Annotated in this window: 12 protein-coding genes; 9 read left to right on the top strand and 3 right to left on the bottom strand. The window is 34.4% G+C overall.

The features are described 5' to 3' along the window. The first annotated feature begins 3 nt into the window (after window positions 1-3). A complete protein-coding gene (locus QO182_RS16975; protein WP_371538943.1) occupies window positions 4-408 on the top strand; it encodes an FdtA/QdtA family cupin domain-containing protein in 405 nt (134 codons plus the stop codon). Continuing rightward, window positions 405-1,502, top strand: a complete 1,098-nt coding sequence (locus QO182_RS16970; RefSeq protein WP_371538946.1) for a glycosyltransferase family 4 protein — start codon at window positions 405-407, stop codon at window positions 1,500-1,502. The genes QO182_RS16975 and QO182_RS16970 overlap by 4 nt, the downstream gene beginning before the upstream one ends. On the opposite strand, the gene QO182_RS16965 is transcribed toward QO182_RS16970, so the two are convergent. Continuing rightward, window positions 1,485-2,393, bottom strand: a complete 909-nt coding sequence (locus QO182_RS16965) for a glycosyltransferase family 2 protein (RefSeq protein WP_371538948.1) — start codon at window positions 2,391-2,393, stop codon at window positions 1,485-1,487. The genes QO182_RS16970 and QO182_RS16965 overlap by 18 nt on opposite strands. Then, window positions 2,393-3,076: a cell division ATP-binding protein FtsE gene (locus tag QO182_RS16960; RefSeq protein ID WP_371539112.1), complete on the bottom strand. Its 684-nt coding sequence runs from the start codon at window positions 3,074-3,076 to the stop codon at window positions 2,393-2,395. Before QO182_RS16960 ends, QO182_RS16965 begins: the two co-directional genes overlap by 1 nt. A 277-nt stretch (window positions 3,077-3,353) precedes the next feature. On the opposite strand from QO182_RS16960, the gene QO182_RS16955 reads away from it, so the two are divergent. The 3 genes from QO182_RS16955 (at window position 3,354) to QO182_RS16945 (ending at window position 9,143) form a co-directional block, all read left to right on the top strand. Further along, entirely contained in the window at window positions 3,354-6,368 is a 3,015-nt protein-coding gene (locus QO182_RS16955; protein WP_371538950.1) for a tetratricopeptide repeat protein, read from the top strand. 59 nt (window positions 6,369-6,427) lie between these two features. Next, on the top strand, window positions 6,428-7,294 hold the full coding sequence (locus tag QO182_RS16950; protein WP_371538952.1) for a PhzF family phenazine biosynthesis protein: 867 nt from the start codon (window positions 6,428-6,430) through the stop codon (window positions 7,292-7,294). A 97-nt stretch (window positions 7,295-7,391) separates the two neighbouring features. Then, on the top strand, window positions 7,392-9,143 hold the full coding sequence (locus QO182_RS16945; protein WP_371538954.1) for a TonB-dependent receptor: 1,752 nt from the start codon (window positions 7,392-7,394) through the stop codon (window positions 9,141-9,143). An 84-nt stretch (window positions 9,144-9,227) separates the two neighbouring features. Here the strand turns inward: QO182_RS16945 and QO182_RS16940 are convergent, their stop codons facing one another. Then, window positions 9,228-9,773 (bottom strand): DUF2911 domain-containing protein, encoded by a 546-nt coding sequence (locus tag QO182_RS16940; protein ID WP_371538956.1) that lies wholly within the window; start codon window positions 9,771-9,773, stop codon window positions 9,228-9,230. 203 nt (window positions 9,774-9,976) lie between these two features. On the opposite strand from QO182_RS16940, the gene QO182_RS16935 reads away from it, so the two are divergent. The 4 genes from QO182_RS16935 to asnB (QO182_RS16920) all read left to right on the top strand — a co-directional run bounded on the left by QO182_RS16935 (window position 9,977) and on the right by asnB (QO182_RS16920) (window position 16,012). After that, the gene (locus tag QO182_RS16935; protein ID WP_371538959.1) at window positions 9,977-10,426 is read left to right on the top strand and encodes a hypothetical protein; all 450 of its coding nucleotides are present in this window, start codon (window positions 9,977-9,979) and stop codon (window positions 10,424-10,426) included. 231 nt (window positions 10,427-10,657) lie between these two features. Next, the gene (gene asnB / locus QO182_RS16930; RefSeq protein ID WP_371562969.1) at window positions 10,658-12,334 is read left to right on the top strand and encodes an asparagine synthase B; all 1,677 of its coding nucleotides are present in this window, start codon (window positions 10,658-10,660) and stop codon (window positions 12,332-12,334) included. A 248-nt stretch (window positions 12,335-12,582) separates the two neighbouring features. After that, window positions 12,583-14,208: an amidohydrolase gene (locus QO182_RS16925; RefSeq protein WP_371562967.1), complete on the top strand. Its 1,626-nt coding sequence runs from the start codon at window positions 12,583-12,585 to the stop codon at window positions 14,206-14,208. A 187-nt stretch (window positions 14,209-14,395) separates the two neighbouring features. Continuing rightward, on the top strand, window positions 14,396-16,012 hold the full coding sequence (asnB, locus tag QO182_RS16920; RefSeq protein ID WP_371562965.1) for an asparagine synthase B: 1,617 nt from the start codon (window positions 14,396-14,398) through the stop codon (window positions 16,010-16,012). The last annotated feature ends 22 nt before the right edge of the window (window positions 16,013-16,034 follow it).

The raw sequence follows: 16,034 nt of genomic DNA, 5'->3' as shown, positions 1-16,034 counted from the left end.
CAAATGAGCACACTAGAGAAAATACAATTACTGGAAATTCCGGTCGTCGAAGATGTACGCGGAAATTTAGGTTTTATTCAAAAGGATGTTTTGCCATTTGAATTTAAACGAGTGTATTATCTTTTTGATGTGCCGAGTACTGCTTTTAGAGGCGGACATTCGCATATTAAACAGGCTGAGGTATTGATTGCTTTAAGCGGAAGTTTTGAGGTTGTCCTTAATGACGGATACAGTAAAAAATCATTTGTTTTAAATAAACCCAATATTGGATTGTACATACCAACAGGTATATGGAGAGAATTAGAGAATTTCTCTTCGGGCTCGATATGTCTGGTTTTTGCTTCTGATGTATTTATAGAAGAAGATTATATCAGAGATTTTAGTGAATTTATGGATTCAAAAAAATGAGACTACTTTATATAGTACCCAATATAAATAATGAAGGTGGGGTCGCCAGAACATTAGCTATAAAAACGAAAGTGCTTATAGAGAAGTGGAATTATGAAGTGCATGTTCTTACCCAAAACAACGGTAATTCCACTCCTTTTTATGATTTTGACGATAAAATTATATTTCATGATATGATTTTAAAGGGAAATCTATTTCAATTTTTAAACACCTATAACAAGTCACTATTAAAACAAATAGCCTTAGTAAATCCAGATGTTGTTATTGTTTGTGACAACGGTATAAAAGCATTTGCAATTCCGTTTTTGATTAAAAGCGAAGTGCCAATCGTTTTTGAATGTCATGGATCAAAATACATTGAAGAGTCAAAAGACAAGTATGGGCTTTTGTCTAAAGGGATTCGGTTTTTAAAATATAATTTTAAAAGTTTTGGCGCTAAAAAATTCACGAAATTCGTTGCATTGTCTAACGAAAGTTTGGCAGAATGGGATTTGAATAATTCGATAGTAATTCCTAACCCTTCTTGGTTGCAACCCAAAAAAACAGCAGAATTAAAGAATAAAAAAGTAATAGCAGTTGCTCGAAATTCATATGAAAAAGGATTGGACCGACTCCTGTTAATTTGGCAAAAAGTGGTGGTCAAACACCCAGATTGGGTTTTAGAAATTTATGGAAAAGAGGTGACTTCCTTAAAAGCAGTAGGCGAGAAGTTAGGCATTGATTCAAGCGTGCATTTTTATGAACCGGTGCAAAATATTGCTGCAAAATATGAAGAAGCTTCTGTGTCTGTTATGACTTCACGGCAAGAAGGTTTTCCGATGGTTTTGATTGAAGCGATGAGTTCTGGACTGCCTTGCATTGCTTACGATTGTCCTTGTGGTCCTAGAGCAATTATAAAGAATGATGATGACGGATTCCTGATTCCCGATGGCGATGAGGATGTTTTTGTAGAAAAACTACAGCAATTAATGCAAGAGGAAGAGCTGAGAAAATCATTTGGGAGTAAGGCGGCTAAAAGTGTTACTCAGTATAATAGCGATTTTATACTGAATCACTGGAACGAATTGTTCTTGGAGTTAGCGAGTAAAAATTGATTTTTGATTTTGCAATTGGCAGAAATAGCCCAGCTTATAAAGATCAAAAACGAACAATGAAGGCTTTTTTGAAAGCAAATTGTTTTTTAGAACGTTTTCGCCTTTTTTAAAGGTACGCGCAATTAATCTAGTAATCCCTATCTTTTTTAACAGTGTATAAGCGGTAATTATTTTGCTCTCGGTAGTAACGTGTTTTTTTGATTCAAAGATAAAAGCTAAATTTTCTAACGCTGTTTTTGTCTTTTTTAGAAATTGTTCTGAAGTTTCTAAGTTTAGATGATAAGTAGGGTTTTCGATATGATTGACCACAAATCCATTCGATTCTAACTCGACTAGAAAACACAAATCTTCATAACCGTATTTTGTTATTGTACTGTCAAAAGGGTGTTTTGTGAAAATCTCTTTTTTAATTACTAAATTTGAAGTTAAGGCATTCCTGTTTGGATTCTTAGTCCTGAGTTCTAGTGAAAGCGCCTCTCTTTTGTTTCCGTACACCCAACGCAATAATTTTTCTGTACTTGGTTTTTTGCTTTCGTATATAATTCCGCCATAAAGAACTGTGGCATTTCCTTTTTGAATGCAGTCGACGTAATTTTGAATGTAAAGTCTGTTTTTTGGGAAAGTATCGCAATCTACAAGCAACAAATAATCTTTAGCAGCCTGATTAGCGAGTGTATTTATATTGTGGCCTCTTCCTAGATTAGTTTTGTTTCTGGAAAAAGTACAGTTTTCTAAGGTGTTTATTGTTTGATTTTCGTTTAGATATTCACTAGAACAATCATCCTGACAAAGGATCTCAAAATCAATCTTGGCTTCCAAACACTGACTATACAATTCTTTTACTAAAGGAAATGCATCGTAATTGTAGATTGGAATAAGGATGGAAAGCATTACACTGCTCTTTGAACTACTTCAAATATTTTAGTGTCTTCACATTTTAATGTTTTCGATGGGAATTTCATTAACAAAGCATAATCATGGGTAGCCATTATTATTGTTTTTCCATTAGCATTGATTTTTCTCAATACTTCAAGTACTTCGGCGCTTGTTTGTGGATCTAGATTTCCGGTTGGTTCATCGGCAAGGATAAGTTCCGGGTCATTAAGCAATGCTCTGGCAATGGCAACACGTTGTTGTTCTCCACCAGAGATTTGATGTGGCATTTTGCTGGCGTATTCTTTCATTCCAACTTTATCTAATACCTCGTCAATTTTTCTGTCCATTTCATCTTTAACAGTCCATCCTGTAGCTTTAAGCACAAATAACATATTGTCTTTAATAGTACGGTCTGGTAACAGTTTGAAATCCTGAAATACAATACCAATTTTTCTTCTCAAAAAAGGGATGTCATCTTCTTTTAAGCTTGCTAAATCAAAATCTACAATGTGTGCTTCGCCTTCTGTCAATGGCATATCAGCATAAAGCGTTTTCATCAAACTACTTTTTCCTGATCCTGTTTTTCCAATGATGTATAAGAATTCACCACGGTTTACGTCCAAATTAATATTAGATAAAATCACTTTATCTTCTTGATGAATGGTCACGTTTTTTAAAGACAGTATAGCTTGAGACATAATTAGCATTTGTTTATTGGGTAAAAGTAATAAGATAACGGTTGTATTCAAAATAAATTTCATGTAATAACTGGGATTAGTCCGAATATAAATTTATCAATGGATAATGATAGTTGTCGAAATCAAAATGAGCGATGATTTGTAGTTTTATAAGTAGCTTGAAGAGTGATTAAGCGCTAATAATTCCATTGTTAAAACATTTGTTCATAATAAAACCGAAAGGGGATTCGTTATAGACCATAGAATATGATACATTTGAATATTAAAAAAAAATAAAATGCGTAAAATTTCTTGGCTTCTCTTTTTACTGGTTTTTGTTACATCTTTTTCTGTTTCGGCACAAAAATCAACAATATATACCCATGAATTAAAAGATTTTGATAAAGCCCTTTCGTTATTTAATGACGGACAATATGCTTCGGCTAAAATTATATTCGAAAAAGTAAAGTCAGAAACTAACAATGACGAGATAAAATCAGATTGTTCTTATTATGATGCTACTTGCGCGATCCGTATGAATCAGGCTAATGCTGATATGCTCATGGATCGTTTCGTTTCAGACTATCCTACAAGCGCTAAGAGCAATCAGGCTTTTATAGAAGTGGCTCATTATTATTTTGATCAAGGAAACTATCCTCAAGCGCTACAATGGTTCGAAAAGGTAAATGAAAGCCAACTGAGTTCTAGCGATAGAGATAAGTTTAATTTCCAAAAAGGATATAGTTTCTTTAATTCGAAAAATAAAAAAGAGGCAACTACTTATTTTAATAAGGTTGTAAACTCCCAAGAATATGGTTCCCAAGCGAAGTATTATTTAGGTTTTATCGCTTATGAGGGTGATGATTATAAGGAAGCAACGAAGTATTTTGATGCCGTGTCTGGTGAAGAAAAATACAAAGAAAAGCTTTCCTACTATCAAGCTGATATGAATTTTAAGCTAGGTAATTTTCAAAAAGCGATTGAGCTAGGCGAAAAAGCCATGGCTAAATCGAATGCGATTGAAAAGTCTGAACTGAATAAAATTATTGGAGAGAGCTATTTTAACCTAAAAAAGTACGAGCAATCGATTTCTTATTTGGCAGCATACAAAGGAAAAAAAGGCAGATGGAATAATACTGATTTTTATCAATTGGGTTATGCTTATTACAAGCAAAATGATTTTGAAAATGCCATTTCACAATTCAATAAGATTGTAAGCGGGAAAGATTTTGTAGCACAAAATGCCTATTATCATTTAGGTGAAAGTTACCTGAAGTTAGATAAAAAACAAGAAGCTTTGAATGCTTTTAAAAATGCTTCTGAAATGTCATTCGATGCTTCGATACAAGAAGATGCGAGTTTGAACTATGCGAAATTAAGTTATGAAATTGGGAATTCGTATCAAAGTGTGCCAGCAGTTTTGTTGGGTTTTATAAAAAAATATCCTGATAATGCCAACCGTTCCGTAGTAGAAAAATTGTTGATTGATTCGTACATCTCTTCAAAAAATTACAAGGAAGCATTAATTTTATTGGAAAAAAATAAAAGTCCTGAAAATAAATTGGCTTATCAAAAAGTTACTTTTTACAGAGGATTAGAATTCTATGCTGACAGAGACTATGCAGAAGCATTAAAAATGTTTAAAAAATCTATAGACGGGCAAATTGACGCTGCTATTACAGCAAGAGCCACTTTCTGGAAAGCGGAAACCGAATATGTTTTGGGTGATTATAAAAATGCATTATTGAGCTTTAAACAATTTGCAGGATCATCTCGTGCTTCCTCTGCATCAGAATATAAAAACATTAATTACAATATTGCATACACGTACTTCAAATTGAAAGAATACGATCAGGCGGCTACCTATTTTCAAAACCAAATTGAAACCGCGAAAGAGGACAAAGTGCGATTGACAGATTCTTACCTAAGATTAGGGGATTGTCAATTTGTAACCTCAAAATATTGGCCTGCAATGGAGGCGTATAATAAAGCAATCGAGATGAAGGGTGTTGATGCTGATTATGCCTTTTATCAAAAAGCAATTTGTTATGGCTTTGTTGCCAGAAACGATAAAAAAATTGAAGAGTTGAATTCTTTTATACAGCTGTATCCAAGATCAAACTATAGAGATGATGCGATGTATGAATTAGCAAATACTTATGTTGCAAGTGGAAAACAAGATTTGGCTTTGAAAACATTTGACCGTCTAATTTCTGAATTTAAGAGCGGATCTTATACTGCAAAATCAATTTTGCGTCAAGGGTTAATTTATTACAATTCTGATCGAAATGCAGATGCTTTGACGAAATTTAAAAAAGTAGCGGCTGATTTCCCTAAAACTCCAGAGGCACTTGAGGCGGTTTCAACAGCACGGTTGATTTATGTTGACGGTGGAAGAGTGGCTGAATATGCTACTTGGGTGCGAACTTTAGATTTTGTTGCAGTTACTGATGCAGATTTAGATAACGATACGTATGAATCAGCATTAAAACAATTTGAGCAGAATAATAACAAGCAGGCTATTTCTGGATTTACGGCATACAATGCTAGCTTTCCAAGGGGGATTCATTCTTTACAGGCTAACTTTTATTTAGCTCAAGCATACTTCTCTGAAGGTTTAGAGGCTAAATCGGTTCCTAATTATGAATTCGTAGTAGGACAGCCTAGAAATGAATTTACAGAACAATCTTTAGCTCGTTTGTCTCAAGTTTTATTGAAAGATAAAGATAATGCAAAAGCGATTCCGGTATTGCTTCGTCTTGAGAATGAAGCTGACTTTCCTCAAAACAAAGTGTTTGCACAATCTAATTTGATGAAATGTTACTACGATAAGAAAGATTATTCAAGCTCAGTTATCTATGCAGATAAAGTTTTGAGTAATCCTAAAACGGACGATAATGTGAAGAGTGATGCACAAATCATCATTGCTCGTTCAGCAATTCAAACAGGAGATGAGGCAAAAGCGAGATCAGGATATGCTAAATTGCTAACAATCGCTAAAGGAGAATTAGCAGCAGAAGCGTTGTATTATGATGCTTATTTTAAAAACAAAGACGGAAAGTTTGAGAGTTCAAATACAGCGGTTCAAAAATTAGCTAAAAATTATTCAGGTTACCGATATTTTGGTGCCAAAGGTTTAGTTCTAATGGCTAAGAATTTCTACGGTTTGAAAGATAGTTTTCAGGCGACTTATATTTTAGATAATGTAATTGAAAATTTCACTGATTTCCCAGATGTAATATCTGAAGCGAAAAGAGAATTAGGTGCCATTAAAACGGAAGAGTCAAAAACAAATTCATCGATAACGAATTAGGAATATTTAAAAAACAACTGGAATAATGCGGTTGCTGTGAATTTAAAATTATTTAAAAAATGACTATTCCTTTTTATATTATAGATGTATTTAGTAAAAAAAAATATGCTGGAAATCAACTGGCTGTTTTTTTAGATGCAGCTGATTTAACGACGGATCAAATGCAGCAAATAGCAAGAGAAATTAATTTTGCCGAAAGTACTTTTGTTACAGCTATGGCTGCTGAAGATAATAAAGCAACAATTAGAATCTTTACTCCTGCACATGAAATGCAATTTGCAGGACATCCAATAATAGGGACATCGTGGGTTTTGATGAATAGAATATTTGCTCATCATCCAAAAGCGATTGAATTAAATGTTCTAATAGGAGAAATTTCAGTCCGTCAAGTCAAAGATTTAGTTTGGTTAAAAGCAGCTCAACCAGATTTTCTGGATGTTTTTATGAAGGAAGATTTTGCGTCTTTTAGTAATTTGAGTGTGACTGATTTTGATAATCGTTTTGTGGTTCAGGAAGTAACTACAGGAAGTGCTTTTGTAATGGTACCGCTGAAAGATAAAGAGACTTTGAACGCGGTCAAAATAGATAAAGATAAAACTGCAGAATGGCTTAAAGCAAAATGTAAAACGGACCACAAAGCTTTGTATTTTTTTACTTTAGAAAATGAAATGCTTACGAGTAGAATGTTGTGTATTGAAAACAATCAGCTTATAGAAGATGCAGCAACAGGAAGTGCTAGTACTTGTTTGCAAGCTTTTTTATTAAAATATCACTCAACTAAAATAAAAATGGTGAACAACCAAGGAGAATGCATCAATCGAAATTCTCAAATATATTTTGAAGGGCAACTAGAGGAGAATCTATTTGATATAAATATTGGAGGAGAATCTCAATTTGTTGCGCAGGGAGAATGGGAAGTAGTTTAAAAAATAAGATAAAAGAAAAAAGATTAGATAAAGTACAAAATGCCGGAAGCAAGAAAACAGCCTTGTAGATGCCTTTTTTATAATAAAACAAAAATACATGAAATTTAATTTCCAAAATAAAATAACAATTGCCTTTTTACTTCTAGTACTTCAGGTTTCTTTCGCACAAAAGAAAGAAGAAAATATAGGTTCTGAGGTTGTAAACGTTGTGAAACCTTATACTCCTGCAGTTTCAGATGCTTTCAAGGTACAGGAGACTCCAGTTCTGGATGATGAAGGGAATGCTAAAAAAGAAACAATTAAATATTCTATTTTCTCTTTTCCAGTTGCCTCTACTTTTACACCTTCAAAAGGAAAAGCGGAAGGTGTAGAAAAGACAAAACAAGAGCATATGTATGATAATTATGCGACACTTGGATTTGGAAGTTACAGAACTTTAAATGCCGAATTGTTTGTCAACCAAGAGCTCGATAATAATGATTACGTAGGCGGAATGTTTCGTCATCTTTCTTCGCAAGGGGGAATAAGCAGTGCAGAGTTAGACGATCGCTTTTATGACTCGTCAATCGATTTGACTTATGGGGCTAACTATAATGATATGTCTTGGAATGTGGATTTAGGGTATAAAAATCAGATCTATAACTGGTATGGATTACCGGAAAATTTTGGAGCTTCTTTAAATGCGTCTGATAGATCAGATTTGATTTATGGAATTGACCCACAGCATACCTATAACACGATTTCTTTTGGGGGTAAAGTTGATTTTAATGAAGGTGTGTTGAATGAAGCAAGCATGAAGTTTAATCGTTTTACGGATGCATTAGGTTCATCTGAAAACAGATTTTACATCAAGCCGTCTTTGCAATTTGACGTGATGGACGAGTCAGTTAAAACAGATGTAATAGTTGACTATGTAGGTGGTAGTTTTAAGGAATATTACAGGAATAATGTTCAACCGTTAAAATACGGGTATACAAATTTTGGTATTGCGCCTAGTTTTGTGATGCAAAAAGAGGATTGGACGTTGAATATCGGTGCTAAAGTTTTCTATAGTTTAGATAATGAAAACAGTGATAATAAATTGTATTTGTATCCTCAAATTAGTGCTTCTTACAAGGTAGTTGGGGACTTAATGATTTTTTATGCTGGTGCCGAAGGAAACTTAGAGCAAAATTCTTATATGGATTTTGCTAATGAAAATACATTCTTGTCACCAACCTTGAATATTGCGCCTACAGACAAGCAATATGATGTTTATGCTGGTTTAAAAGGGAAAATAGTGAACAACGTGAGTTATAATATTCGCGGGTCTTATGTGAACGAAAAAAATAAAGCATTGTATAAAAGTAATGATTACAGTGAAAATGCATCAAATGAAGATTATGAGTATGGGAATTCATTTAAAGTCGTTTATGATGATATGAAAACTTTAAGTTTATCTGCAGACTTGAAAGCTGATTTTTCAGATAATGTAACTTTTGGTATCAGTGGAACTGTCAATAGTTATACAAACGATTTCCAGCAAGAAGCTTGGAATTTGCCAACCGTTAAATTAAATTCTAGTATTGATGTTAATATTACTCAAAAATGGTTTGCTGGAGCTACTGTTTTTTATGTAGGAGAGCGTAAAGATATTCAATCGAATACCGCTTTTGCATTAAACTCTTCTCCAGTAATATTAGATAGTTATTTTGATGCTAATGCGCACATAGGTTATAAATACAACAGTCAGTTGACCGGTTTTGTAAGAGCGAATAATATATCGAATAATGATTATCAAAAATGGTTGAATTACCGTGTTCAAGGTTTTCAAATCGTGGTAGGTGCAAACTATAAATTTGATTTTTAATTTGGCTTTAATAAGCTAAAACGACAGCATAAAAAAATGGCTTCCTATATGGGAAGCCATTTTTTGTATATTCTAAAAATAGTGTTATTCAGTAAATGGAACTGCAACTCTAACTTTATCCCATCCTAAGTTTAGAATGATACCTTTATCTGCTTTGGTGAAAACCATAGAAAAAGACTCTAATGAATCAGCGCCCTCAGTTACGGGAACTTTTAATCGAGCAACATCATTGGCTTCTTTGTAGGAGTAGGAACCCCAAACATTCAAGTCTTTATTGATAATTATAGTGTAGCTGTCTTTTTCTGGAATAGCATATAAAGTATAAGTACCTGCCTTAACTTTATTTTCTCCTAATTTCATGTCTTTGTAAAGCGTGATTTCTGTTGCTTCATTTGCACCTGTTCTCCATACTTTACCTGCTGGAGCAAGTTCGTTAATACTGCGTCCTTTTAGTTGCGGTCTGCTATAGATTACTTTTGCAAGTTTGTCAGCATTCTTATAATCGTTAGGATATGAAGCCGCATCCATAGGACTTTTATCTAGATCAGGAAATTTTTGAGCATTTGCATTTGAAGATAAAAGCATTGTAAAAGCAAAAGCTAATGTGGCTACTACTGTCGATTTTTTCATAGTGTATATTAAATGATTAGAATGTTAAAATTATCAATTGTGTTTTTATAAAGATAATAATTCATGTTAAAATTTTGAAAATAAATTAAAATAGGTTTTAAAAAAGATGAGGCATTTTTAGAATATTACTCTAACTTTGGTCGCGTAGAGCAAGCTTTAAGGGTTTATTGATTTTTGCTTGTTGTCTTCTAAAATGAAAAAACATGACTTTTAAAGAAAAGATATATCAGTATTACTTACAACTCGTTCAGGACAGAATTGATGTTTTTAGAGATATGATAGCGGCACTGACCGAAGATTCAAAAAATGATGCTAAAGGGTCTGCTGGAGACAAGCATGAAACAGCACTATCCATGATGCATCTTGAGCAGGAAAAACTGAATAATAAACTACGAGAAGTCGTTACGCAGAAAGCAGTCTTGGATAAAATTGACTCTTCTAAAGTTGCCGGAACCATAGTCGTAGGGAGTTTAGTGAAAGCAAACGGAATATACTTATACCTTAGTCTCGCATTACCTAAAATAAATATTGAAGGAGTTAATGTTATCGCCTTGTCTCCACAATCACCATTGGGAAATAAATTGATGGGGAATACAGTTGGATTTACATTCGAAATTAATGGAACGAAGTATTTGATAGAAGAGATTGCATAATATTCACTGCAGTTGCTCCTCTTAGATGCTCATATGATTATAGAAGACATTATGAAATTGCTATTTTCAACTTGAAAACTATTCTTACACTTCTTTTAGTTACAATTTCACATATAATTTACATATATGGTTTATATTTATAATCAAATAGGTTGTTTGTGTTTTGTAATTGTAACTGTAATTGCATCTTTGTCTTATCAAAATAAATAAAACAGTTTAAAATATATAGTTATGTGTGGAATAGTATGTGCCTTTGATCTAAAACAAAAAGCGGAAGTTTTAAGACCGCAAGTGTTAGAAATGTCTAAAATCATTCGTCATCGTGGACCAGACTGGAGCGGAATTTACAGTGATGAAAAAGCAATCATGTCTCATGAGCGTTTGGCAATTGTAGATCCAGCTTCAGGAAAGCAACCGTTGTTAAGTGAGGATGGAAAATTGATTTTGGCTGCTAATGGTGAAATTTACAACCACAGAGAATTACGTAAACAATTTGAAGGTAAATACAACTTTCAAACAGAAAGTGACTGTGAAGTTATTCTAGCGCTTTACAAAGAAAAAGGACCTCATTTTGTTGATGAAATGAACGGGATTTTTGGATTTGCTATTTATGATGTAGATAAAGATGAGTATTTTATCGCACGTGATCATATGGGAATTATTCCATTGTACATTGGCTGGGATCAACATGGAACTTTTTATGTAGCTTCAGAGTTGAAAGCATTAGAAGGATATTGTACAAAAATACAGTTGTTTCCTCCGGGACATTACATGACTAGTAAGGATGGTGAATTTGTTCAATGGTACAAAAGAGACTGGACTGAATTTGATGCGGTAAAAGACAACGAAACAAAAATCGAAGATATTAAAGTAGCATTAGAAGCTGCGGTTCACAGACAATTGATGAGTGATGTACCTTATGGAGTATTACTTTCTGGAGGACTGGATTCGTCTATTACTTCGGCTGTAGCCAAAAAATATGCTCAAAAACGTATTGAGTCAGGAGATACTGCTGATGCTTGGTACCCGCAATTGCACTCTTTCTCTGTAGGACTTGAAGGTTCGCCAGATTTAGCTGCAGCTCAAATTGTAGCAGATCATATTGGAACGATTCACCACGAAATTAAATTTACAATTCAAGAAGGTTTAGATGCGATTAAAGACGTAATTTATAACTTAGAAACATATGACGTAACTACTATTAGAGCATCAACTCCAATGTGGTTAATGGCAAGAGTAATTAAATCAATGGGTATCAAAATGGTACTGTCTGGTGAAGGTGCTGATGAGTTATTTGGAGGATATTTATATTTCCACAAAGCGCCAAACGCACAGGAATTCCATGAAGAAAACGTACGTAAATTAGGAAAATTACACATGTACGATTGTTTAAGAGCGAATAAAAGTTTAGCGGCTTGGGGAATTGAAGGACGTGTTCCATTCTTAGACAAAGAGTTTATGGATGTAGCGATGCGAACCAACCCACAAGACAAAATGATCAACAAAGAACACCCAATGGAAAAATGGGTAGTTCGTAAAGCTTTTGAAGATATGTTGCCGCCAAGTGTTGCTTGGAGACAAAAAGAACAGTTTAGTGATGGAGTAGGATATGGTTGGATTGATAAATTAAAAGAAGTAGTAGCTGTTGAGGTAACTGATGAGCAATTAGCAAATGCTAAATTCCGTTTCCCATTACAAACACCTACATCTAAAGAGGAATATTACTACCGTTCTATTTTTCATGAACATTTTCCAAGTGATGCTGCAGCCTTATGCGTGCCGCAGGAAGCTAGCGTGGCTTGTAGTACAAAAATCGCATTGGAATGGGATGAAGCTTTCAAAAACATGAATGATCCTTCTGGAAGAGCAGTTGCTAATGTGCATTCTGATGCTTATTCAAAAGCGTAAATTAAAGTTTATTTATAATTAGTTAAGGAAACGTTCTCATTTATGAGAGCGTTTTTTTGTTTGAACCAGTATATGGCGGGATTGGTCAATTGTCTTTTTTAGGGTTGGTTTTTCTTGAATGTTTAGACTGGTGTAAATATATTGAAGTAAAAAATGAAGTTTTAGGACTAGGTGCTACGAAAATAATAGGGAGTTGTTGTTTTTTATTTGCTCTTCTTTTTTATATTAGCGTATCTAAACCGCACAATATGAAACGCTATATTTTAATTCTTACTTTGTTCACTCTTGTTTCTTGTTTAAAAAAGGACAAAACCGTTGTAGATTCAATAATTAGTGATGCCACTATATATACTGTAAACGACTCTTTTGATACTGCTTCGGCAATGGCTATCAATGATGGTAAAATAGTTGCCATAGGTACAAATGGTGAGATACGCAATAAGTATAAGTCTGATAATACTATAGATGCTAAGGGAGGATTTATCTATCCAGGTTTAATTGATGCGCACTGTCATTTTTACGGCTACGGACTTAGTCTGCAGGAGGTCGATTTAAGGGGGACTAAAAGTATGAATGAAGTGATAAGTCGAATTCAGGCATTTCAAAAAAAGAAAAACCTTAAATTTATTGTTGGAAATGGTTGGGACCAAAACGATTGGGAAGTTAAAGAATTTCCTTCCAAAGCCATTTTAGACAAGTATTTTCCAAATACTCCCGTAGTGCTAAATAGAGTTGATGGTCACGCGATTGTTGTGAACAGTAAAGTATTGGCATTAGCAAATATTACAAAAGACACAAAAGCAATTGGCGGACAGATAGAAATTGTGAATGGAGAGCCAACAGGTATTTTAATTGATAACCCAATGGAGTTGGTCTTTAATATAATTCCGAAACCAAGCAGAAAAACACAAATAGCAGCATTGTTGGAGGCTGAAAAAATAATGTTCGAATATGGATTGACTACGGTAAATGATGCTGGTTTAGATCCTCAAGTTATTGATTTAATGGACAGCTTGCAAAAGGCAAAGGCGATGAAGCTTAATGTCTACGCAATGATTACGGTTAATCAAAAAAACATGGATTTGTATCTAAAAAAAGGTATTTACAAAACGGATAACCTTGATGTTCGCTCTTTTAAGATGTATGGTGACGGTGCTCTAGGTTCTCGTGGCGCCTGCTTGCATAAACCGTATTCAGACAGTCCGGAACAATATGGTGCATTAATTACTCCAATTACGGATATGAAAGTGATTGCAAATAGAATCGCAGCTTCTTCTTTTCAGCTAAATACGCATGCAATTGGAGATTCTGCAAATACAGTAATATTGAAAGTGTATAAAGCCGCTTTAGAAGGTAAAAAAGACAGGCGCTGGAAAATTGAGCACGCACAAGTAATACAAGAGGCTGATTTTGATTATTTTAAAATGGGGATTATTCCTTCTGTTCAGCCCACGCACGCTACTTCAGATATGTACTGGGCAGGACAAAGATTAGGAAAAGAGCGTTTGAAAAATGCTTATGCTTATAAAAAATTACTTAAAAAAGCGGGCGTTATCGCCCTTGGTACTGATTTTCCTGTCGAAGAAGTGAATCCGATGTTGACTTTTCATGCGGCAGTTGCTAGAAAAGATAGTAAAGGGTATCCTAGAGATGGTTTCCAGATGGAAAATGCATTGACGAGAGAGGAAACCTTAAAAGGGATGACTATTTGGGCTGCTTATTCTAATTTCGAAGAAAAAGAAAAAGGAAGTCTTGAAGTGGGTAAATGGGCCGACTTTGTTTTGTATAATAAAGATATTATGACAATCCGAGAAAGTGAAATTCTGAGAATGAAGCCTTCAAATACCTATTTAAAAGGAGTAAAAGTCAAATAAACAAACTTCTTAAAAGTAGCTTTTACAATTTGTAGTCTAATCCTTTAGATTATGTCTATTTTAATTTCATTTTTATTGTATTTGCTTGTTTTTGGTTTTCAAGTATAACTAAATATCTTGCTTGTGTTTTGTATTTATAACCGCTAACGCATCTTTGATTTATCAAAACAAAGAAAATAGTAGAATTATGTGTGGAATACTGGCCATTATAGGAAAAGGAAAAGATGAGGAACTGGTAAAAAAGCTTTCAAAAAGTATGTCACACCGTGGCCCTGACGAAAGTGATTTACACGTTATGGAAAACGGACATATTTTAAGTCATGAACGTTTGTCGATCATCGATTTGCATTCAGGTAAACAGCCTATTCAAGGGAGTAGCACTGCTTATGTAGTTCATAATGGTGAGGTCTACAATCATCAAGCACTAAGAGATGGTATTCTGAAAGAGCACGCTTTTAGAACAAAATCAGATTCGGAGGTGATTGTTCATTTATACGAGGAATTTGGTTATGATTTTTGTAATAAGATAGATGGTGATTTTGCTTTTGTTGTGATAAACGGAGATGATTTTATCGCCGCTCGAGATCCGTTAGGAGTAAAGCCATTGTATTACGGTTTAGATGAAAGAGGTAGGATTTATTTCACTTCAGAAATGAAATCTATCGCTGATCAATGTAAAACATTTTCTACTTTTCCTCCAGGACATTATTATACGCAAAAAACAGGTTTTGTTAAATATTATAGACCAGTATACGAAGATTATGAAAAGGCTGATCAAAACTTAGACTTAGAATTAATTCGGACTACTTTGACGGAGGCTACTCGCAAGCGTTTAATGAGTGATGTGCCTATCGGAGTTTTGTTGTCAGGAGGTTTGGATTCGTCATTAACGTCTGCAATTGCTTCGAGATTGTTGGCAGAGGAAGGGAAAAAACTACATTCATTTTCGATAGGATTAGATGCAGATGCTCCGGATGTTTTAGCGGCAAGAAAAGTAGCTGATTTTTTAGGTACTGAGCATCATGAAATTTATTTTACAGTTGAAGACGGTATAAAAATCTTGGATAAATTAATTTGGCATTTGGAAACTTATGATTTGACATCAATAAGAGCCAGTACGCCCATGTATTTTTTGTCAAAAGCAATTAGTGATTCAGGAGTAAAAGTAGTGTTGTCAGGTGAAGGAGCTGATGAGATTTTTGGCGGTTATTTGTACTTTAGAAGTGCGCCTTCTGCGGTAGAATTCCAAAAAGAAACCATTGAAAGAGTGCAGAAATTATTCACGGCTGATTTATTAAGGGCTGACAAATCTACGATGGCTCACGGACTGGAAGCAAGAGTACCGTTTTTGGACAAGGCATTTTTGGAAGTGGCAATGCGTATTAAACCAGAAGAGAAGCAGCCTAAAACATATGATGGCAAAGAAAAATACATATTAAGAAAAGCATTTGATACTCCAGAAGATCCGTATTTACCTGCAGAGGTGTTATGGAGACAAAAAGAACAGTTTTCTGATGGGGTAGGTTACAACTGGATAGACCAATTGATAGAGTATTGTGCTTCTCAAGTTACCGACGAACAGTTATCTGGAGCGATTGCGGAATTTCCATACAATTCGCCAGTTACGAAAGAGGCCTATTTTTACCGATCTATTTTTCACAAACACTATCCGCAAGTTAGTGCGGCACAAACGGTTAGAAAATGGATTCCGAAATGGCAGGAAAATCAAGACCCAAGTGGAAGAGCAAATTCGGCACACGTAAAGGCAGATACTGAAATTGCTAAGGCTGGCGTAAATGTTTAGAAAAAAATGAAGTTTGATGAAA

It is taken from the genome of Flavobacterium sp. Arc2 (genome assembly GCF_041431385.1).
GTDB lineage: Bacteria > Bacteroidota > Bacteroidia > Flavobacteriales > Flavobacteriaceae > Flavobacterium.
Note: the sequence above shows the minus strand (reverse complement) of the source record. Positions and strands in the feature narration are given on the sequence as shown.